Consider the following 14719-nt stretch of genomic DNA (forward strand, 5'->3'; position numbering starts at 1 on the left):
CCAACCTACTTTCCAAATAGCCTAGTCGCCAATATATAGTGGTACTCCGTAAGCAGCGCACAAGTTCGCGCAAGCCCAGGCGACCCATTCCGAATCAGCAGTGTATTTATGAATACAAAGCACGAAATCCCTTCTGCAATCTAACGGAGTCTTATCCAGGTCCAGTTTTAGTATAGAAATCAAGCATTCCCAAGCCATCTCGTTAACCACGGATGCTTCAAAATCTGTATTCGTAAGGCTTTCAGGTATCTTAAATACAGGATGATTGTCAGCAACATCTAGAAAAGATTCAACAAATAGAGCGGCGATTTTTCCTTGGTTTATTCTATCATTTAATGGAAATTCGTTTCTGCTTTTGAATTCTCCAACCTTTCTCTTGTATGTTTCTGCTATTCTTTTCTTTGCAGATTCGTTAAATTCCACAGTGGAATCAATTTTGTGAACAACTTTACAAGCAACAGTAAAAATCTTGGCAACTTTATTGCCAATTTTCTGCGCCAATTCCTCGCGCTGCAGAAGCTTACTTTCGGGGAAAGGATACTCTGAGGGAGCAAACTTGGGCATAATGTCTTGCGCTCAACCGACCTTAAGAATTGGAACCGGATAGCGCAGACGCACGTGCATGGATGCTGGCGTAAAAATCCAAGCCCTGTTGGAGTATCTTTTCGCTGTTTACATCTAAATAAACAATTGCCTCCTCAGCATTGAAATCCGGGGAGGAGTTCGACATCGTCAACGAATTGAGTGCGACACACCCAGGTTTCAGCTGAAACCGATGCCCCCTGCTTATAGCCACTGCTATCTCCATACGATCTGGCCGGAATCAAAACGCAGCCCAGAGGGCTGCGTCAAACGACACAGATTCATGCGGCCTGCCCGCACAACTCTTCCAACACGAACCTAAGGGTTTGAGCGGGTCTTGTCAATCGATAGGGTTTCGAATTCCGCGACTCGGGTCCTTTGGTCAGGTCCGTGGTGCGGAATTAGAACTGTGACCGTATCCGGTCGGCAAGTCTTCCCCTAAACACCGATTACCCTCGCCCCCCGCTCCCGCGTTTGCTAAGAAGGTATACCAATCGAAATCGGGCGGGATGGCCGGGATGGCGAAGCAGGGTGCGGATGGGTGGCGGGATGTTGCCCGCCGGGACCGCTGATCCCATGTGTTGGTGATCATGGTCCAGATACATGCAAGCTGTGTTGCCATTGACGGAACAGCCCTGCTGCTGCGGGGGCCGTCGGGGTCGGGCAAATCCGATCTGGCCTTGCGGCTGGTCGATGAGGGGGCGCGGCTGGTGGCTGATGACCGGGTCGACCTGATATCCGACGGTAGGGGCGGGCTGATCGCCCGCTGTCCGCAGCCCATCGAGGGATTGATGGAGGTGCGGGGCCTGGGCGTCCTGCCGGTGCCCGCCATTGATGCCGCTCCTGTGTCTCTGATCGTCGATCTGGGCATGGTCGAGGAGCGCTTGCCCGATCCGGGGTTTGAGGTCATTGCCGGCGTCGCCCTGCCATGCATCCGCCTGAACCCGTTCCATGTCTCCACACCGGCCAAGCTGCGCCTCGCCATGGCGGCCCTGTCCCGCGGCTGGCCACTGGTGCCAGGGGAAAGTGCGTGGCGCGGGCTGGTGGCCGCTGCCGCCGCGCAAGGCACGCAAAGGGGCCGGGCATGAGCGAAGCCAGCGCGCTGGGTCCTGATGGCCGTCTGCCCATCGTGGTGGCCACCGGCATGTCGGGCGGTGGCCTATCCACGGCCATGAAATGCCTGGAGGATCTGGGCTATGAGGCGGTCGACAATTTGCGTCTATCGCTGTTGCAGCCGCTGGTCAGCCAGCCGCACGACCGGCCCCTGGTGATCGGCATTGACAGCCGCACCCGTGATTTCAATGCCCAGACCCTGCTGGCCCAGATATCGGAACTGCGCGCCCGGCCCGACCTGCGCATGCGGGTTCTGTTCATGGATGCCCATGCCGACGCCTTGCAGCGGCGATATACTGAGACGCGCCGGCCCCACCCGCTGGCCGCCGACCGTCCGGTTCTGGACGGGATCGCCACTGAACGCGTGCTGATGCAGCCGCTGCGTGATGCAGCGGACGAGGTGGTGGACACCACCAACTTCTCCGTCCATGACACGCGCCGGCACCTGACGGGTCTGTTCCGTCTGGATGGCGGGCCGGGCCTGTCGATCTTCGTGACCAGCTTCGCCTATCGCCATGGTGTCCCGCGTGAGGCCGATCTGGTCTTCGATGTGCGGTTCCTGGACAATCCGCATTGGGATCCTGTGACCCGTCCCCTGACAGGGCTGGATCAGCCGGTGGCCGATTACATCACCCGTGATCCCGACTGGCCGGAGTTTTTTGGCAATCTGACGCGGCTGCTGGAACCTTTGCTGCCCCGCTATGTGCGGGAGGGCAAGCATTATCTGACCATCGCGGTCGGCTGCACGGGCGGCCGTCACCGGTCGGTCTTCACCACCCATCTCCTGGCCACCTGGCTGAAGGAGCGGGGATACAAGGTGGGCGAGGCGCATCGCGATCTCGACCGCAAGGCGCAGGTGCTGCCCGTCCCCGAAGATCGGGCGGCCACCGGCACGAACCTGAGGGAAAGCGCATGATTGGCTTGGTCCTTGTCACCCATGGCAACCTGGCTGTGGAGTTCATCGCCGCCATGGAGCATGTGGTGGGCCCACAGAAACAGGTCTCTGCCGTCTGTATCGGACCTGAAGACGACATGGAGCAGCGGCGCAACGACATCCTGGCCGACGTTGCCAAATGCGATGCCGGCGACGGCGTCGTTGTCCTGACCGACATGTTCGGCGGCACGCCATCCAATCTGGCCATCTCCATCATGGATCGCGCCAAGGTGGAGGTGATCGCCGGCATGAACCTGCCCATGCTGATCAAGCTGGCCTCCATCCGCAAGACGGGGGCTGACCTGAAAGGTGCTGTGGCCGCCGCACAGGAAGCGGGCCGCAAATACATCAATGTCGCCTCCGCCCTGTTGTCGGACGGCTGAACCTCACCCTGCCCGGAACCGGACCCCTGATGAGCGAAAGCCTTTTACCGCCCGACGCGCTGTCACGCACCGTTACCATCCGCAACCGCCGCGGCCTGCATGCCCGCGCCGCCGCCAAGTTCGTAAAGCTGGCCGGCGATTTCGACGCGATGGTGGAGGTGGAGCGCGCCGACAATATCGTGTCGGGCGTGTCGATCATGGGCCTGATGATGCTGGCCGCCAGCATCGACACCACCATCGATATCCGCACCGCCGGGCCGCAGGCGCGGGAGGTGCTGGACGCGCTGACCAAGCTGGTTGACGATAAGTTCGGCGAAGACTGAAGAAGAACAAAGTTCGGGGAGTAGCCGCCCATGACCACGCGACAGCAGCCGGGGCTGACTGGTGCTGAGGCCGGATCCACGGCTGAACGAACCCTGCGCGGCCTGGGCGTGTCGCCCGGCATCGCCATTGGCCCCGCCCATGTCATGGAGGCGGGGGCCATCCAGGTCCCCGAATATACCGTCGTCGAGACGGCGTTGGCAGACGAGGTCGCCCGGTTCCATGGGGCTGCCGAAAAGGCACGCCGGCAGTTGGGCAAGCTGAAGGCCAAGGCCGGCACCCTGCCCGCCGATGCCGCTGCCGACATGGCCATCCTGCTGGACGCGCATCAGGCCATGCTGTCGGGATCGCGTCTGATCCGGGGCGTTGAACGGCGCATCCGCACCGAACGCCTGAACGCCGAATCGGCTGTGCAACAGGAGATCACGGTCCTGGCGCAGAGCTTTGCCGCTATGGACGATGCCTATCTGGCCGCCCGCGTCGCCGATGTGCGGGAGGTGGGGCGCCGCCTGATCCGCAATCTGATGGAAACGCCCTATCAGGCCTTCTCCCGCCTGCCGGACGGCGCCATCATCCTGGCCGAGGAACTGTCCCCGGCCGACACGGCCCTTCTGGACCCGCGCCGTATCGGTGGTTTCGCGACGGTGCTTGGCGGGGCGGAGGGGCATACGGCCATCATGGCCCGTTCCCTGTCACTGCCCGCCGTGCTGGGTGCTGCGGGCCTGTTGCAGGGTGTGGAGACGGGCGATCTGGTGGTGGTGGATGGGCGCGCGGGCCGCGTGCTGATCAACCCGTCAGAGGATGTGCTGGCCGATTACCGGCAGCGTCAGGCCCTGTGGAAGGCCGAGCGGGAGCAGCTGAAGGCTCTGGCAGGCCTTCCCGCCATCACGCGCGACGGCACATCCCTGACCCTGAACGCCAATCTGGAACTGCCGCGCGAGATGGAGGGGGCCCGCGATGCCGGGGCCGCCGGTGTCGGCCTGCTGCGGACCGAGTTCATGTATATGAACCGCGACGATCTGCCGGGCGAAGAGGAACAGTATCAGGAGTTACGCGACCTGATCATCGCCATGGACGGCCGGCCCGTCACGGCCCGCACCCTGGATGTGGGTGGAGAAAAGCTGGCGGGTGCCCTGGCCGACCGGTTCGCCACGCCGGCCAATCCGGCCCTGGGCCTGCGCGCCATCCGCCTGGGTCTGAAGGAACCAAAGCTGCTGGAGACGCAGCTGGCCGCCATGCTGCGCGCCGGGGCACACGGGCCGATCCGCATCCTGGTCCCGATGATCAGCAACCCGTCGGAGATGCGCAAGGTACGCGAGCTGATGCGCGCCGTGGCCCGCCGCCTGCTGCGCCGGGGCCATGCCATCGCCGATCCGCTGCCCCCGCTGGGCGCCATGATCGAGATACCGGGGGCGGCGCTCGCCGCCGACAGTCTGGCCAGCGTATCGGACTTCTTCGCCATCGGCACCAATGACCTGATCCAGTATACACTGGCCATCGACCGTGGCGATGAACAGGTCGCCTATCTCTATGACCCGCTGCACCCCGCCGTGCTGCGTCTGGTGCAGTTCACGGTGGAGGCGGCAGGACGGGCCGGCATTCCGGTTTCCGTCTGTGGCGAAATGGCGGGTGATCCACGCTATGCCGCCTTGCTGCTAGGCTTGGGCGTGCGCGAACTGTCCATGGCGCCGGGCAATCTGCCCCTGGTGAAGCGCCGGGTGCGCGGCCTGGACCTGCGCGAGGCGACGCGGCGGGCCGGTATGATCATGAGCCAGACCGATGGCGGGCGCATTGCGGCACTGCTGGATGATTTCAACGAAGCGTTGGGGTAAAAGGGATAATTATCCCTATACGCCCGCACCGACGCGAGGGCCGCCGATGACGCCATGGACCTGTAAAGCGCTCGCCCTGGCCGCCCTTCTGGCCATGACCGAGCCTGCCATCGCCCAGGCCGACCTGACCATCCGGGAGGAACGGGCGGTCACGGTGGACGGCGCACCAGAGGTTTGGCAGGTGGCCTGGGTCGGCCCCGTGCGCGATTATTGCGAGGCGGTAAGCCCGGAAGTGGCCATGACGCCTGCCTGTGCCGTCTTCGCCCGTGGACAGGCGGGCCGCCTTCTGCTGCGCCGGCTGCGCGGTGGGGCCGTGGTGGATCAGTTTGATCCCGCCCCGGCCTTCAAGGGCATGGGGGATGGCTGGACCGATGGCTGGTCACTGCTGCCCCGCCATGCCGTGCGCGACGATGATTATGAGCGCTGGCTGGAGGATGAGGGGGCATTCCTGCGCGCCGTCCAGGAGCGTCCGACTGCCACCGTCCTGGAACTTTATGATTACAACCGCGACGGCAAGGCTCAGGAATTCCTGATCCGCACCGAAACCGGACCATCGGGTCGGGGGCTTTATGCCGCTGTCGGCCTGATCGGGGGCAAGCTGGGCTTTCTGCACTCCACCGGTCGGCCCGACCGGGCCCTTGTGCTACCGCGCGACATCTGGGTGGCGCTGCGCGACCGTGGAGGGCCGGTCTCCCAGACAAAATCGGCCTGCGGGGACAAGGGTGCATCATTGCGCAGCGAACAGGTCCTGACTGCCGCCGATGGCCGGATCGGTGTGAGGGCGCGCGATTATGAATGCGCCCTGGGTACCCCGCCCGTGTTGAAAGCGGAATATGACGGATAGGAATGACGGCCCTGTTCTATACCAACGGCACGAAACCATGACCGATGGTCAAGATTTCGTGCCCCTCAATCGCCGGCAGGCGCGTCCGCGCCCTTGGCTACGCCGCACGGGCGGCGCGGCGGCAGTCGCCGCCGTGCCATCGGTCATAGTTTATGACCGATGGCTTTATTCGCCCCTGCCTTCTCCCGTATGCTGCCCGCCCCTGTTCATGGAGCGTGAGAGCACATGATGCCCCTGCCCGACCGTGCCACCGCCTTCTGGACGCTGGCCCCTGGCAAAGGGGCGCTGTGCCAGCAGGAACTGTCCGAACCCATGGCCGGCGACGTCCTGGTCCGCGCGCTGGCCAGTGGGATCAGCCGCGGGACGGAGGGGCTGGTCTTCCGGGGCGGCGTGCCTGCCGAACTGCACCCCCTGATGCGCTGCCCGTTTCAGGAGGGGGATTTTCCGGGGCCGGTTAAATATGGCTATGCCCTGGTCGGCATCGCCGATTATGGCCCTGCCAATCTGAAGGGGCGGCGCGTCTTCTCTCTGCACCCGCATCAGGATGTGGCCGTGATCCCGGTCGAGGGATGCCGCCCCGTCCCCGATGCCGTCCCCACCGAGCGCGCCGTGTTGGCCGCCAACATGGAGACGGCCCTGAACATCCTGTGGGATGGCGGGGCCGCACCCGGACAGCGCATCGCCGTGGTGGGCGGGGGCATTGTCGGCGGGCTGACAGCCTATCTGGCGGCACGCATGCCGGGAGCGGATGTCACGCTGATCGATATCGACCCGGCCCGCGCCGACCTGGCCCATGCCTTTGGCGCCGCATTCGCGACGCCGGATAATGCCGACAGCTTGGATTGCGATCTGGTCATTCATACCAGCGCCAGCCAGAGCGGCCTTGCCACCGCCCTGCGCCTGGCGGGGATGGAGGCCACCATCGTGGAGGCATCCTGGTACGGCGACCGGCCCGTGACGGTGCCGCTGGGCGGTGGTTTCCATGCCGGACGACACCGCATCATCTCCTCGCAGGTGGGCAGGGTCTCCCCCTCCTTCCGCCCGCGATGGACCCTTTCGCGGCGTCTGGACAAGGCCTTGTCGCTGCTGGCCGATCCGGTTCTGGACCTTCTGGTTGGCCCGAGTGTTGATTTCACGCACTTGCCCATGGCCATGGCAGACCTAGCTGGCCTGTCATTCGGGTGTCCCGTCGTTCGTTACTAGTATTCCGTTCTCTGAAAGGACAGGCATGTATTCCGTGTCGGTGCGTGACCACATCATGATCGCCCATTCCTTTGTGGGGGCGATCTTCGGCCCGGCGCAGGCCCTGCACGGAGCCACCTTTGTCGTAGATGCCGAATTCCGCCGCCGACAGCTGTCACCGGAGGGGCTGGTGGTGGATATCGGGGCCGCATCCGCCTTGCTGAAGCAAGTGCTGGCCCCGCTGAACTATCAGAACCTGGACGAGATGCCGGAATATCGCGGGCGCAACACCACCACCGAATATCTGGCGGGCGATATCCATCGCAAGATCGCAGCTGGCATCCGCGCAGGCGCGCTGGGTGCCGATGGGCCGGCGCTGGATGGGCTGCGGGTCGTCTTGTCGGAAAGCCATACCGCCTGGGGTTCGTATGAGGCACCGCTGAACGTGGAGGCGGCGCGATGATCGGTCAGCCCCTGCATATCCTTTGCCCCGGTGACATTAATCAGCTGACGGGCGGATATGGCTATCTCCGCCGGCTGGTGGCGGGACTGAGTGACCTGGGGGAAACGGTCATCGTGCATGAAATGCCGGGACCGCATCCCTTTGTCGATGATCCGTCGCGCAATGCTGCCGATGCCATCATGGCGGCCATCCCCGATGGCGCGCCGGTCCTAATCGACGGGCTGGCCCTGCCAGTCGCGGCGCATGCGATCTGGGTCGATCGTTATCGCCTGCGCTTTGCCGCCTTGGTGCATCACCCGCTGCATCTGGAAAACGGATTGACGCCGGAACAGGCCGATACCCTATTCCGGATTGAACGCGATGCGCTGGCCCATATGCGCCACGTCATCGTGCCGTCGCGCACCACGATGAAGGGCGTGATTGACCTGTCGGTACCGCCCGCCCGGATCAGCATCGCCAATCCCGGTACCGATCCCGCCGAACCCGCCACGGGCAGCGGCAGCGGTGATGGCCCCACCATTCTGTGTGTCGCCACCCTGACCCCGCGCAAGGGGCATCTTGTGCTGATCGAGGCTCTGGCTCGCGTCAGGCACCTGCCCTGGCGGCTGGTCCTGGTGGGCAGTGATGCCCGCCATCCCGGACAGGCCGCCTCCATCGCCCTGTCCGTTGCCGGGCACGGTCTGGCCGACCGGGTGCGGCTGGCGGGTGAATTGTCGGGCCCGGCGCTGAGTGCCGAATGGCGCGCGGCGGACCTGTTCACCCTGGTCAGTTTTCATGAGGGCTATGGCATGGTTGCCGCCGACGCCCTGAAACGCGGCCTACCCTGTATCGTCACCGATGCCGGCGGTTTGGCAGAGGTGGTGCCCCCCGAGGCCGGAGCTGTTGTCCCGCCGGGCGACGTGGCCGCCCTGGCCGCGGCCTTTGAAAGGCTTCTGTCAGATTCTGAAGCGCTGGACACGGCCCGCGCGGCAGCACGGCGGGCGGGCGATGGGTTGCCGACATGGCAACATTCTGTGTCATTGATCAGGGACGCCCTATCCGTCATCCTGGTTTCCTAAGGAAAGTGATCGGACACCGACATGAACCTTGATTTCGAATCCGACTGGCTGCGCCTGCGCGAACCGCTGGACGAAGCGGCGCGGGCCGTGGGGCTGGCCTGGGCCTTCGGGCGCGTGCTGCCGGCCCATCCCATGATCATCGATCTGGGTGCGGGGACCGGCAGCAATGTCCGGCAACTGGCCATGAAGCTGGGTCGGGGCGAGCAGGATTGGACCCTGATCGAGAAGGACCGCAAGCTTCTGGCCAAGGCACCGGGGGAGATCGGGCGCTGGGCTGACCGCAATGGCTGGGAGCATAAGGAACAACGCCGCGCCTATATGATCACCTGCGACGACATGGCCGTGCGGGTGGAGATGCGCAGCTTCGATCTGGCGCAGGATCCGGCGGAACTGGGCCTGAACCAGTATGACGGTATCACCGCCAAGGCCCTGTTCGATCTGGTGTCGCTGCCCTGGCTGGACCGGTTCGTGAAAGAACTGGCCAGTTGCGGCTTCCCCCCCCTGCTGGTGACGCTGACTGTTGACGGGCGCGTCGAGTTTTCCATTGCGGATGAGGATGACGGGTTCGTGCTGGACCTGTTCCACACCCATATGGGCCGGGCCAAGGGCCTGGGCGGACCCGCCCTGGGACCGGCGGCCCCGCAGGCCCTGGCCAATGCCCTGACGGGGGCAGGGTATAAGGTGGAAACGGCCCAGGCCGACTGGAAGATCGGGCCCAAGCAGATTGCCGCCCATCTGGCCATGATCGCCGGCTATGAAAAGGCAGCCAAGGAGCAAGACCCCGGCAACAGCGCCCGCATCGCAGCCTGGGCCGACCGCCGCCGCACCCTGGCCAGCGAACAGGGTGCACGCCTGATGGTCGGCCACCAGGATCTCCTGGCCAAACGGTAAACCTTAAAACCCGGCAGCGACTGCTGCCGCGCCGCACGTGCGGCGTAAAGCCAAGCGGCGGATGCCGCGCCGGCGCTTGAGGCAACTGAAAGACTAAAACCCCGCGGCGGACGCGGGGGCAAAGCCCAGTACGGGCGCGGCGCGGGACAGGGTGACGCGCACCCCATCCTTCCACAACGCCAGATGCCGCGATGCATCCGCCGCCGCCTCGATATCCGCCACGACATTGCCGGGCACCAGCAGCAGGTCCGCTGCCGCACCCTTCACAATGCGGCCACGGTCAGGGAAATCCAGAAGATCGGCGGCAACCGAGGTCCCGGCCTTCAATGCGGCCAGCGGGTCCATGCCCAGCGCCACCATGTGCCGCAGTTCCTGCGCATTCTCGCCATGGCGGTTGCCGGGCGTACCGGCATCGGTGCCCAGCGCCACCACCCCGCCCGCAGCGACAAAGCGTCGGAAACTGTCGAAATGCATGCTGCCGAACCGTTCCGCCTTGGCCCGAACAAAGGCAGGCAGCCGGTCCTTCATCTCCAGCAGGGCCATCATGGCGGACAAGGTGGGGACCAGCCGCACGCCCTTGTCGATCATGATGGCGACCTGCGCGTCGGTCAGTTCGAACCCATGTTCGATACTATCCACCCCCGCCGCGACGGCACGGGCAATGCCCCGCGCGCCCTGGGCATGGGCTGTGATCTTCAAGCCGAAATCGTGGGCCATGGTGACGGCGGCGGCCAGTTCACCCTCCGCCGGATGCGGGGCCAGCGGATCCACTCCGCCCGTCAGCACGCCGCCGGTGGCGATCAGCTTGATACAGTCGGCCCCGTGTTTGACATTGGTGCGCACCCCGCGCAGCCAGTCGTTGGGCCCGTCGCATTCAATCCCGATCCAGGCCCCGTGCCCGCCGGTAATGGTCAGCGCCTTGCCCGCACAGCGCATGGAGGGGCCGACATGCCGGCCCGCACGGATGGCGTCGCGGATGGAGATTTCCAGCCATTCCACCCCGCCCAGATCACGCATGGACGTGATGCCGCCGGCCAGCGTGGCTTGGGCATTCTCCAGCAGGCGCAGGGTCAGGTCGCCCATGGGGCGCTGCCGCAGGGTGGTGACGACGTCCCCCGTCGCCTCCAGCGCCAGATGCACATGCGCATCGACCAGACCCGGCATCAAGGTGGCGCCCGACGTATCGTGACGCGGGCCCGCATAGCCTACGAAATCCGCCACCGGCGCTACCGATGCGACGTGCCCGTCACTGACCAGCACGCCCAGCCCGGGCTGCGGGACTGAAAGCCCGTCAAACACCAGACCACCGGACAGGAGCAATTGCTGCGTCATGAAACGACCTTCACCAGTGATGGAAACCGGTGGGCAGCATAGCGTGGGTTGGCAACGAAATCACGCGGGGGCAACTGGTTACCGAAGACCGCCCTATCCCCGCGCCAGCATCACCGGCGTGGCATAGGCGCCGATGGGCAGGACGCTGGAGGCGCTGTCGCCCAACCGCTGGATCACGGCGGACAGGCGCGGGTCGTCCAGGGGGACGAAGCCTTCCACCTCGACCAGATGCACCGCACCGCCGCCGCCGGGCAGATGGTGGGTGCGTAGCTGCAGGGTGGCGAAGCCGGCCCCTTCCAGCACATCTTTCAACCGGCCCCGGCTGACATCCTGCGTCACTTCGACCGCCAGAAGTGCCCGGTCATCGCCGGTCGCCTCCATTGGGACGGCGGCCAGGACCAGGGCGTCGCCACCCTCCCGCCCCACACTCTGCCCCTCCACCCGCAGGAAGGGCAGGCGGGCGATGATGCGCGGGGTCTTGGGATCAGGCGAGAGGATGAAACGCCACCAGGGGTCGTTGTCGTCTTCCTCCGGCCAGGGAACGACGGCCAGGGTCGCGGTACCTTCGGAGACGGCGCGCAACGCTGCCATCGGCGTATTGACCGCGAAGGTCGGCGTGGTGGACCCGAAATGGTCGCGCGCATTGTCCCAGAGCGGGCTTTGAGCCTCGTTCGCGCAAACAACGGCCACAGCCAGCGGACCCTGGATGCGGGTCAGGGCGGCGATCATCTCGCGCCACATACGTACCACGGCTTCCACCGGGAAGGCACCGCTGTGCCGGCCCACCAGATTGCGCACGATCTCCGCCTCGCGGCCGGGGCGGATGTGGGGACGGCCTGGCGGCTTTACCTTCGCCACCTCCTCCACCACCTGCGCGCGGCGCATGAGCAGCGTATGGATTTCCGCATCGATCGTATCGATCTGGCGGCGCAAGTCGTCCAAGGTCGGTTTGGTGGGCATGGAGGGCCGGTTTTGGGTCCTTCGAGGGGCGGATAGTATTAGGCGGGATGTCCCCCCGAAATCAAAGAAAACATTGACACTCGTCGCCCCCCTTCATAGCTCTTGTCACCCAGCCCGGCACGGCCCCACAGGGCCCGCCACACCGGGTCGCATGACCGGACGGGACAGCCAGCAACCATGAATGTGGCCATCGACGCGACGAGCCAGGACCCCAGCGAAGCCGCCAATTCCGGCCCCGCAGGCTATATCCGCCTGGGCCTGGACAGGCCCCTGGAGCTGGATGGCGGCGGCACGCTTTCGGGCTTTCGGCTGGCCTACCGCACCTATGGCAGGCTGAATGCCGACCGTTCCAACGCCGTGCTGGTCTGCCATGCGCTGACCGGCGACCAATATGTGGCCGAACAGCACCCGGTGACGGGCAAGGCCGGCTGGTGGGACCTGATGGTGGGTCCGGGCCGGCCCGTCGATACCGACCGTTTCTTCGTCATCTGCTCCAACGTCATCGGCGGCTGCCTGGGCAGCGAAGGCCCAAAGGAGACGGATGACGCCACGGGTAAGCCCTGGGCCCTGAATTTCCCCGTCATCACCATTGCCGACATGGTGCGGGCCCAGAAGATGCTGATCGACCATCTGGGCATCGCCCAGTTGTTCTGTGTCATCGGCGGGTCGATGGGCGGGATGCAGGTGCTGCAATGGGCCGTCTCCTACCCGGACAAAGTCTATTGCTGCCTGCCCATCGCCACGGCGGCCCGCCACAGCGCGCAGAACATCGCCTTCCATGAGGTCGGGCGTCAGGCCATCATGGCCGATCCCGATTGGCGCCTGGGCGACTATCTGAACCAGGGGACAAGGCCGACCAAGGGCCTGTCGGTGGCGCGCATGGCCGCCCACATCACTTACCTGTCGGAACCCGCATTGCACCGGAAGTTTGGGCGCAACCTACAGGACCGTAAATCCATCACCTTCGGCTTTGACGCCGACTTTCAGGTGGAAAGCTATCTGCGCTATCAGGGCATCAGCTTCGTCGAACGGTTCGATGCCAATTCCTATCTCTATATCACCCGCGCCATGGATTATTTCGATCTCGCCGCCGACCATGGCGGGGTGCTGGCCAATGCCTTCCGCGTTGCCGGGCCCGACGGGCGCCCGACGGGCACGCCGGTCAAATTCTGCGTCATCAGCTTTTCCAGCGACTGGCTGTTTCCGACCAGCGAAAGCCGGGCCGTGGTGCATGCCCTGAACGCTGTCGCCGCCAATGTCAGCTTTGTCGAGGTGGAGACGGACAAGGGCCACGACGCCTTCCTGCTGGATGTGCCGGAATTCTATCAGGTGGCGCGGGGCTTCATCGAAGGCCACGCGGCGCGGCGCGGCATCGCCGCCAAGGTGGGGTAACAGACCAATGGCCGTGACCTCCCTTCTGCCGCCTGCCTCCATCCGCAGCGATCTGGAAAGCATTGTCGAATGGGTCGAGGCAGGCAGCCGCGTGCTGGATGTCGGCTGCGGCGATGGTGAACTGCTGCATGCCCTGGTTCACCGCAAGCAGGTGGATGGGCGCGGCATCGAACTATCGATGGACGGAGTGCGCGCTTCCGTCGCCCGTGGTCTGGCCGTGATCCAGGGCGACGCCGATACAGACCTGAAGGATTATCCCAGCGACGGGTTCGACTATGTGATCCTGTCGCAGACCCTGCAGGCCACGCGTCACCCACGCATCGTGCTGGATCATCTGGTCCGTATCGGGCGTCATGCCATCGTCTCTGTGCCCAATTTCGGCTATTGGCGGGTACGGGCCGATCTGCTGCTTCGTGGGCGGATGCCGGTAACGGACCGTCTGGGCCATGAATGGTACGAGACGCCCAATATCCACTTTTGCACCATCGCCGACATGGTCGCATTGTGCCAGGATATGGGAGTTACCATCGAACGCAGCCTGATCCTGGGTGCCGATGACCGGGCTGTTCCCGCCCCCGCCGACAGTGTCCGCGCCAACTGGCTTGGCGTGCAGGCGGTCTTCTTGCTGCAACGCAGCTAAGGAAATTTCGTTAAACCGATACAGAAGGTTATAAACGTACTTTTCTCCTTGCCCCCTACCGCCTTTGGGTGCAGTCTTTTGTGACGGTTCGGCGGCAAGTGGGTGACAGTACAGCCCCCCAGCGCATTCCCCGCCCGCTTGTCGCCGCGCCGCCCCTTTTCGATCCTGGCCCCCTCTTGCGGGGTGCGCCAGCCCCAAGGATGGGAGGCCCGTAAACATGCTCCGACCCCAACGCGCCTATGCCGACATGGCCGGCAACCTGCGCCGCGCGCGCCAGCGCCTGGAACGGCTGGAATATGTATCGACGGCCCTGATGGGATTGTCGCTGGCCCTGCTTCTGGGTGCGGCGATGATGTGAGGGGTGGGCGGTATTCTCCGTGCCGCCATACCCTGTTGAGTTGCCCTGTTCCGTAGGATTTCTGCTAACCTGTACGGCCCCCGGCTCTGCCTGGGGCCGTTTTTCTGTCTGAAGCAGCCCCGAAGGGATGACCCCGTGCGCTATCTCTCCTGGATACTCACCCTGCCGCTGACGGCGCTGGCGATCAGCTTCGCCGTGTCGAACCTGACGCCGGTGCAACTGGCACTCTGGCCCCTGGTCGGCACGCTGGAAGCACCGGCCTTCACCCTGGTGCTGGTGACCTTGGTCGTGGGGTTCTTCGCCGGTGGGCTGACCGTCTGGCTTGGCCAGCATGGGAACCGCCGCGCCGCCCGCCAGCATCAGGCCCGCGCCGACCGGTTGCAGAAGGAACTGGACGCGGCACGCGCAGTGAAGCCAATCGAACTGCCGTAACG

The 14719-nt window shown here is 64.6% G+C and carries 17 protein-coding genes; 14 read left to right on the forward strand and 3 right to left on the reverse strand.

Annotated elements, in window-relative coordinates; all coding sequences use genetic code 11:
- Nucleotides 1-21: 21 nt before the first annotated feature.
- Nucleotides 22-564, reverse strand: a complete 543-nt coding sequence (locus tag C0V82_RS26875; protein ID WP_158659881.1) for a hypothetical protein — start codon at nucleotides 562-564, stop codon at nucleotides 22-24.
- 608 nt (nucleotides 565-1172) lie between these two features.
- Between C0V82_RS26875 and C0V82_RS11630 the strand changes: the two genes are divergently transcribed.
- From C0V82_RS11630 to C0V82_RS11675, 10 genes are all read left to right on the forward strand, one after another.
- Complete coding sequence (locus C0V82_RS11630) at nucleotides 1173-1670, forward strand: HPr kinase/phosphorylase (RefSeq protein WP_102113391.1); 498 nt, start codon at nucleotides 1173-1175, stop codon at nucleotides 1668-1670.
- Nucleotides 1667-2611: an RNase adapter RapZ gene (gene rapZ, locus C0V82_RS11635; protein WP_102112485.1), complete on the forward strand. Its 945-nt coding sequence runs from the start codon at nucleotides 1667-1669 to the stop codon at nucleotides 2609-2611. Before C0V82_RS11630 ends, rapZ begins: the two co-directional genes overlap by 4 nt.
- Entirely contained in the window at nucleotides 2608-3012 is a 405-nt protein-coding gene (locus C0V82_RS11640) for a PTS sugar transporter subunit IIA (protein ID WP_102112486.1), read from the forward strand. Before rapZ ends, C0V82_RS11640 begins: the two co-directional genes overlap by 4 nt.
- Nucleotides 3013-3041: 29 nt before the next feature.
- Entirely contained in the window at nucleotides 3042-3335 is a 294-nt protein-coding gene (locus C0V82_RS11645; RefSeq protein ID WP_199772401.1) for an HPr family phosphocarrier protein, read from the forward strand.
- A 30-nt stretch (nucleotides 3336-3365) separates the two neighbouring features.
- On the forward strand, nucleotides 3366-5165 hold the full coding sequence (gene ptsP, locus C0V82_RS11650; RefSeq protein ID WP_102112488.1) for a phosphoenolpyruvate--protein phosphotransferase: 1800 nt from the start codon (nucleotides 3366-3368) through the stop codon (nucleotides 5163-5165).
- A 46-nt stretch (nucleotides 5166-5211) separates the two neighbouring features.
- Complete coding sequence (locus tag C0V82_RS11655; protein WP_102112489.1) at nucleotides 5212-6009, forward strand: hypothetical protein; 798 nt, start codon at nucleotides 5212-5214, stop codon at nucleotides 6007-6009.
- A 225-nt stretch (nucleotides 6010-6234) separates the two neighbouring features.
- A complete protein-coding gene (locus C0V82_RS11660; protein WP_158659882.1) occupies nucleotides 6235-7212 on the forward strand; it encodes a zinc-dependent alcohol dehydrogenase in 978 nt (325 codons plus the stop codon).
- Nucleotides 7213-7237: 25 nt separating this feature from the next.
- Nucleotides 7238-7654 carry a 6-pyruvoyl trahydropterin synthase family protein gene (locus tag C0V82_RS11665; RefSeq protein ID WP_102112490.1) on the forward strand — a complete coding sequence of 139 codons (417 nt, stop codon included), beginning with the start codon at nucleotides 7238-7240 and terminating at the stop codon, nucleotides 7652-7654.
- Nucleotides 7651-8712 (forward strand): glycosyltransferase family 4 protein, encoded by a 1062-nt coding sequence (locus tag C0V82_RS11670; protein ID WP_102112491.1) that lies wholly within the window; start codon nucleotides 7651-7653, stop codon nucleotides 8710-8712. The genes C0V82_RS11665 and C0V82_RS11670 overlap by 4 nt, the downstream gene beginning before the upstream one ends.
- Nucleotides 8713-8733: 21 nt before the next feature.
- Nucleotides 8734-9603 carry a hypothetical protein gene (locus C0V82_RS11675; protein WP_102112492.1) on the forward strand — a complete coding sequence of 290 codons (870 nt, stop codon included), beginning with the start codon at nucleotides 8734-8736 and terminating at the stop codon, nucleotides 9601-9603.
- A gap of 93 nt (nucleotides 9604-9696) precedes the next feature.
- On the opposite strand, the gene C0V82_RS11680 is transcribed toward C0V82_RS11675, so the two are convergent.
- Nucleotides 9697-10935, reverse strand: a complete 1239-nt coding sequence (locus C0V82_RS11680; RefSeq protein WP_102112493.1) for a metal-dependent hydrolase family protein — start codon at nucleotides 10933-10935, stop codon at nucleotides 9697-9699.
- 93 nt (nucleotides 10936-11028) lie between these two features.
- Nucleotides 11029-11895 carry a chorismate mutase gene (locus C0V82_RS11685; RefSeq protein WP_102112494.1) on the reverse strand — a complete coding sequence of 289 codons (867 nt, stop codon included), beginning with the start codon at nucleotides 11893-11895 and terminating at the stop codon, nucleotides 11029-11031.
- A 177-nt stretch (nucleotides 11896-12072) separates the two neighbouring features.
- Here C0V82_RS11685 and metX point away from each other — a divergent pair, with 177 nt between their 5' ends.
- The 4 genes from metX (at nucleotide 12073) to C0V82_RS11700 (ending at nucleotide 14717) form a co-directional block, all read left to right on the forward strand.
- Nucleotides 12073-13287 carry a homoserine O-acetyltransferase MetX gene (gene metX / locus C0V82_RS11690; RefSeq protein WP_102112495.1) on the forward strand — a complete coding sequence of 405 codons (1215 nt, stop codon included), beginning with the start codon at nucleotides 12073-12075 and terminating at the stop codon, nucleotides 13285-13287.
- A gap of 7 nt (nucleotides 13288-13294) precedes the next feature.
- Nucleotides 13295-13927 (forward strand): methionine biosynthesis protein MetW, encoded by a 633-nt coding sequence (metW, locus tag C0V82_RS11695; protein WP_102112496.1) that lies wholly within the window; start codon nucleotides 13295-13297, stop codon nucleotides 13925-13927.
- A 217-nt stretch (nucleotides 13928-14144) separates the two neighbouring features.
- Complete coding sequence (locus C0V82_RS26880) at nucleotides 14145-14285, forward strand: hypothetical protein (protein ID WP_156344592.1); 141 nt, start codon at nucleotides 14145-14147, stop codon at nucleotides 14283-14285.
- A 135-nt stretch (nucleotides 14286-14420) separates the two neighbouring features.
- Nucleotides 14421-14717 carry a LapA family protein gene (locus C0V82_RS11700; RefSeq protein ID WP_102112497.1) on the forward strand — a complete coding sequence of 99 codons (297 nt, stop codon included), beginning with the start codon at nucleotides 14421-14423 and terminating at the stop codon, nucleotides 14715-14717.
- Nucleotides 14718-14719 lie beyond the last annotated feature (2 nt).

Origin of the sequence: Niveispirillum cyanobacteriorum, from assembly GCF_002868735.1 — a bacterium.
In the GTDB taxonomy this organism is placed as follows: Bacteria; Pseudomonadota; Alphaproteobacteria; order Azospirillales; family Azospirillaceae; genus Niveispirillum; species Niveispirillum cyanobacteriorum.

Coding starts and splice junctions, on each gene's coding strand:
- C0V82_RS11670 (WP_102112491.1), top strand. CDS start 7,651: ATGATCGGTCAGCCCCTGCATATCCTTTGCCCCGGTGACATTAATCAG.
- C0V82_RS11680 (WP_102112493.1), bottom strand. CDS start 10,935: ATGACGCAGCAATTGCTCCTGTCCGGTGGTCTGGTGTTTGACGGGCTT.
- C0V82_RS11640 (WP_102112486.1), top strand. CDS start 2,608: ATGATTGGCTTGGTCCTTGTCACCCATGGCAACCTGGCTGTGGAGTTC.
- C0V82_RS26880 (WP_156344592.1), top strand. CDS start 14,145: ATGCTCCGACCCCAACGCGCCTATGCCGACATGGCCGGCAACCTGCGC.
- metW (WP_102112496.1), top strand. CDS start 13,295: ATGGCCGTGACCTCCCTTCTGCCGCCTGCCTCCATCCGCAGCGATCTG.
- C0V82_RS11685 (WP_102112494.1), bottom strand. CDS start 11,895: ATGCCCACCAAACCGACCTTGGACGACTTGCGCCGCCAGATCGATACG.
- metX (WP_102112495.1), top strand. CDS start 12,073: ATGAATGTGGCCATCGACGCGACGAGCCAGGACCCCAGCGAAGCCGCC.
- C0V82_RS11660 (WP_158659882.1), top strand. CDS start 6,235: ATGATGCCCCTGCCCGACCGTGCCACCGCCTTCTGGACGCTGGCCCCT.
- C0V82_RS26875 (WP_158659881.1), bottom strand. CDS start 564: ATGCCCAAGTTTGCTCCCTCAGAGTATCCTTTCCCCGAAAGTAAGCTT.
- C0V82_RS11665 (WP_102112490.1), top strand. CDS start 7,238: ATGTATTCCGTGTCGGTGCGTGACCACATCATGATCGCCCATTCCTTT.
- C0V82_RS11655 (WP_102112489.1), top strand. CDS start 5,212: ATGACGCCATGGACCTGTAAAGCGCTCGCCCTGGCCGCCCTTCTGGCC.
- C0V82_RS11645 (WP_199772401.1), top strand. CDS start 3,042: ATGAGCGAAAGCCTTTTACCGCCCGACGCGCTGTCACGCACCGTTACC.
- C0V82_RS11630 (WP_102113391.1), top strand. CDS start 1,173: ATGGTCCAGATACATGCAAGCTGTGTTGCCATTGACGGAACAGCCCTG.
- ptsP (WP_102112488.1), top strand. CDS start 3,366: ATGACCACGCGACAGCAGCCGGGGCTGACTGGTGCTGAGGCCGGATCC.
- C0V82_RS11675 (WP_102112492.1), top strand. CDS start 8,734: ATGAACCTTGATTTCGAATCCGACTGGCTGCGCCTGCGCGAACCGCTG.
- rapZ (WP_102112485.1), top strand. CDS start 1,667: ATGAGCGAAGCCAGCGCGCTGGGTCCTGATGGCCGTCTGCCCATCGTG.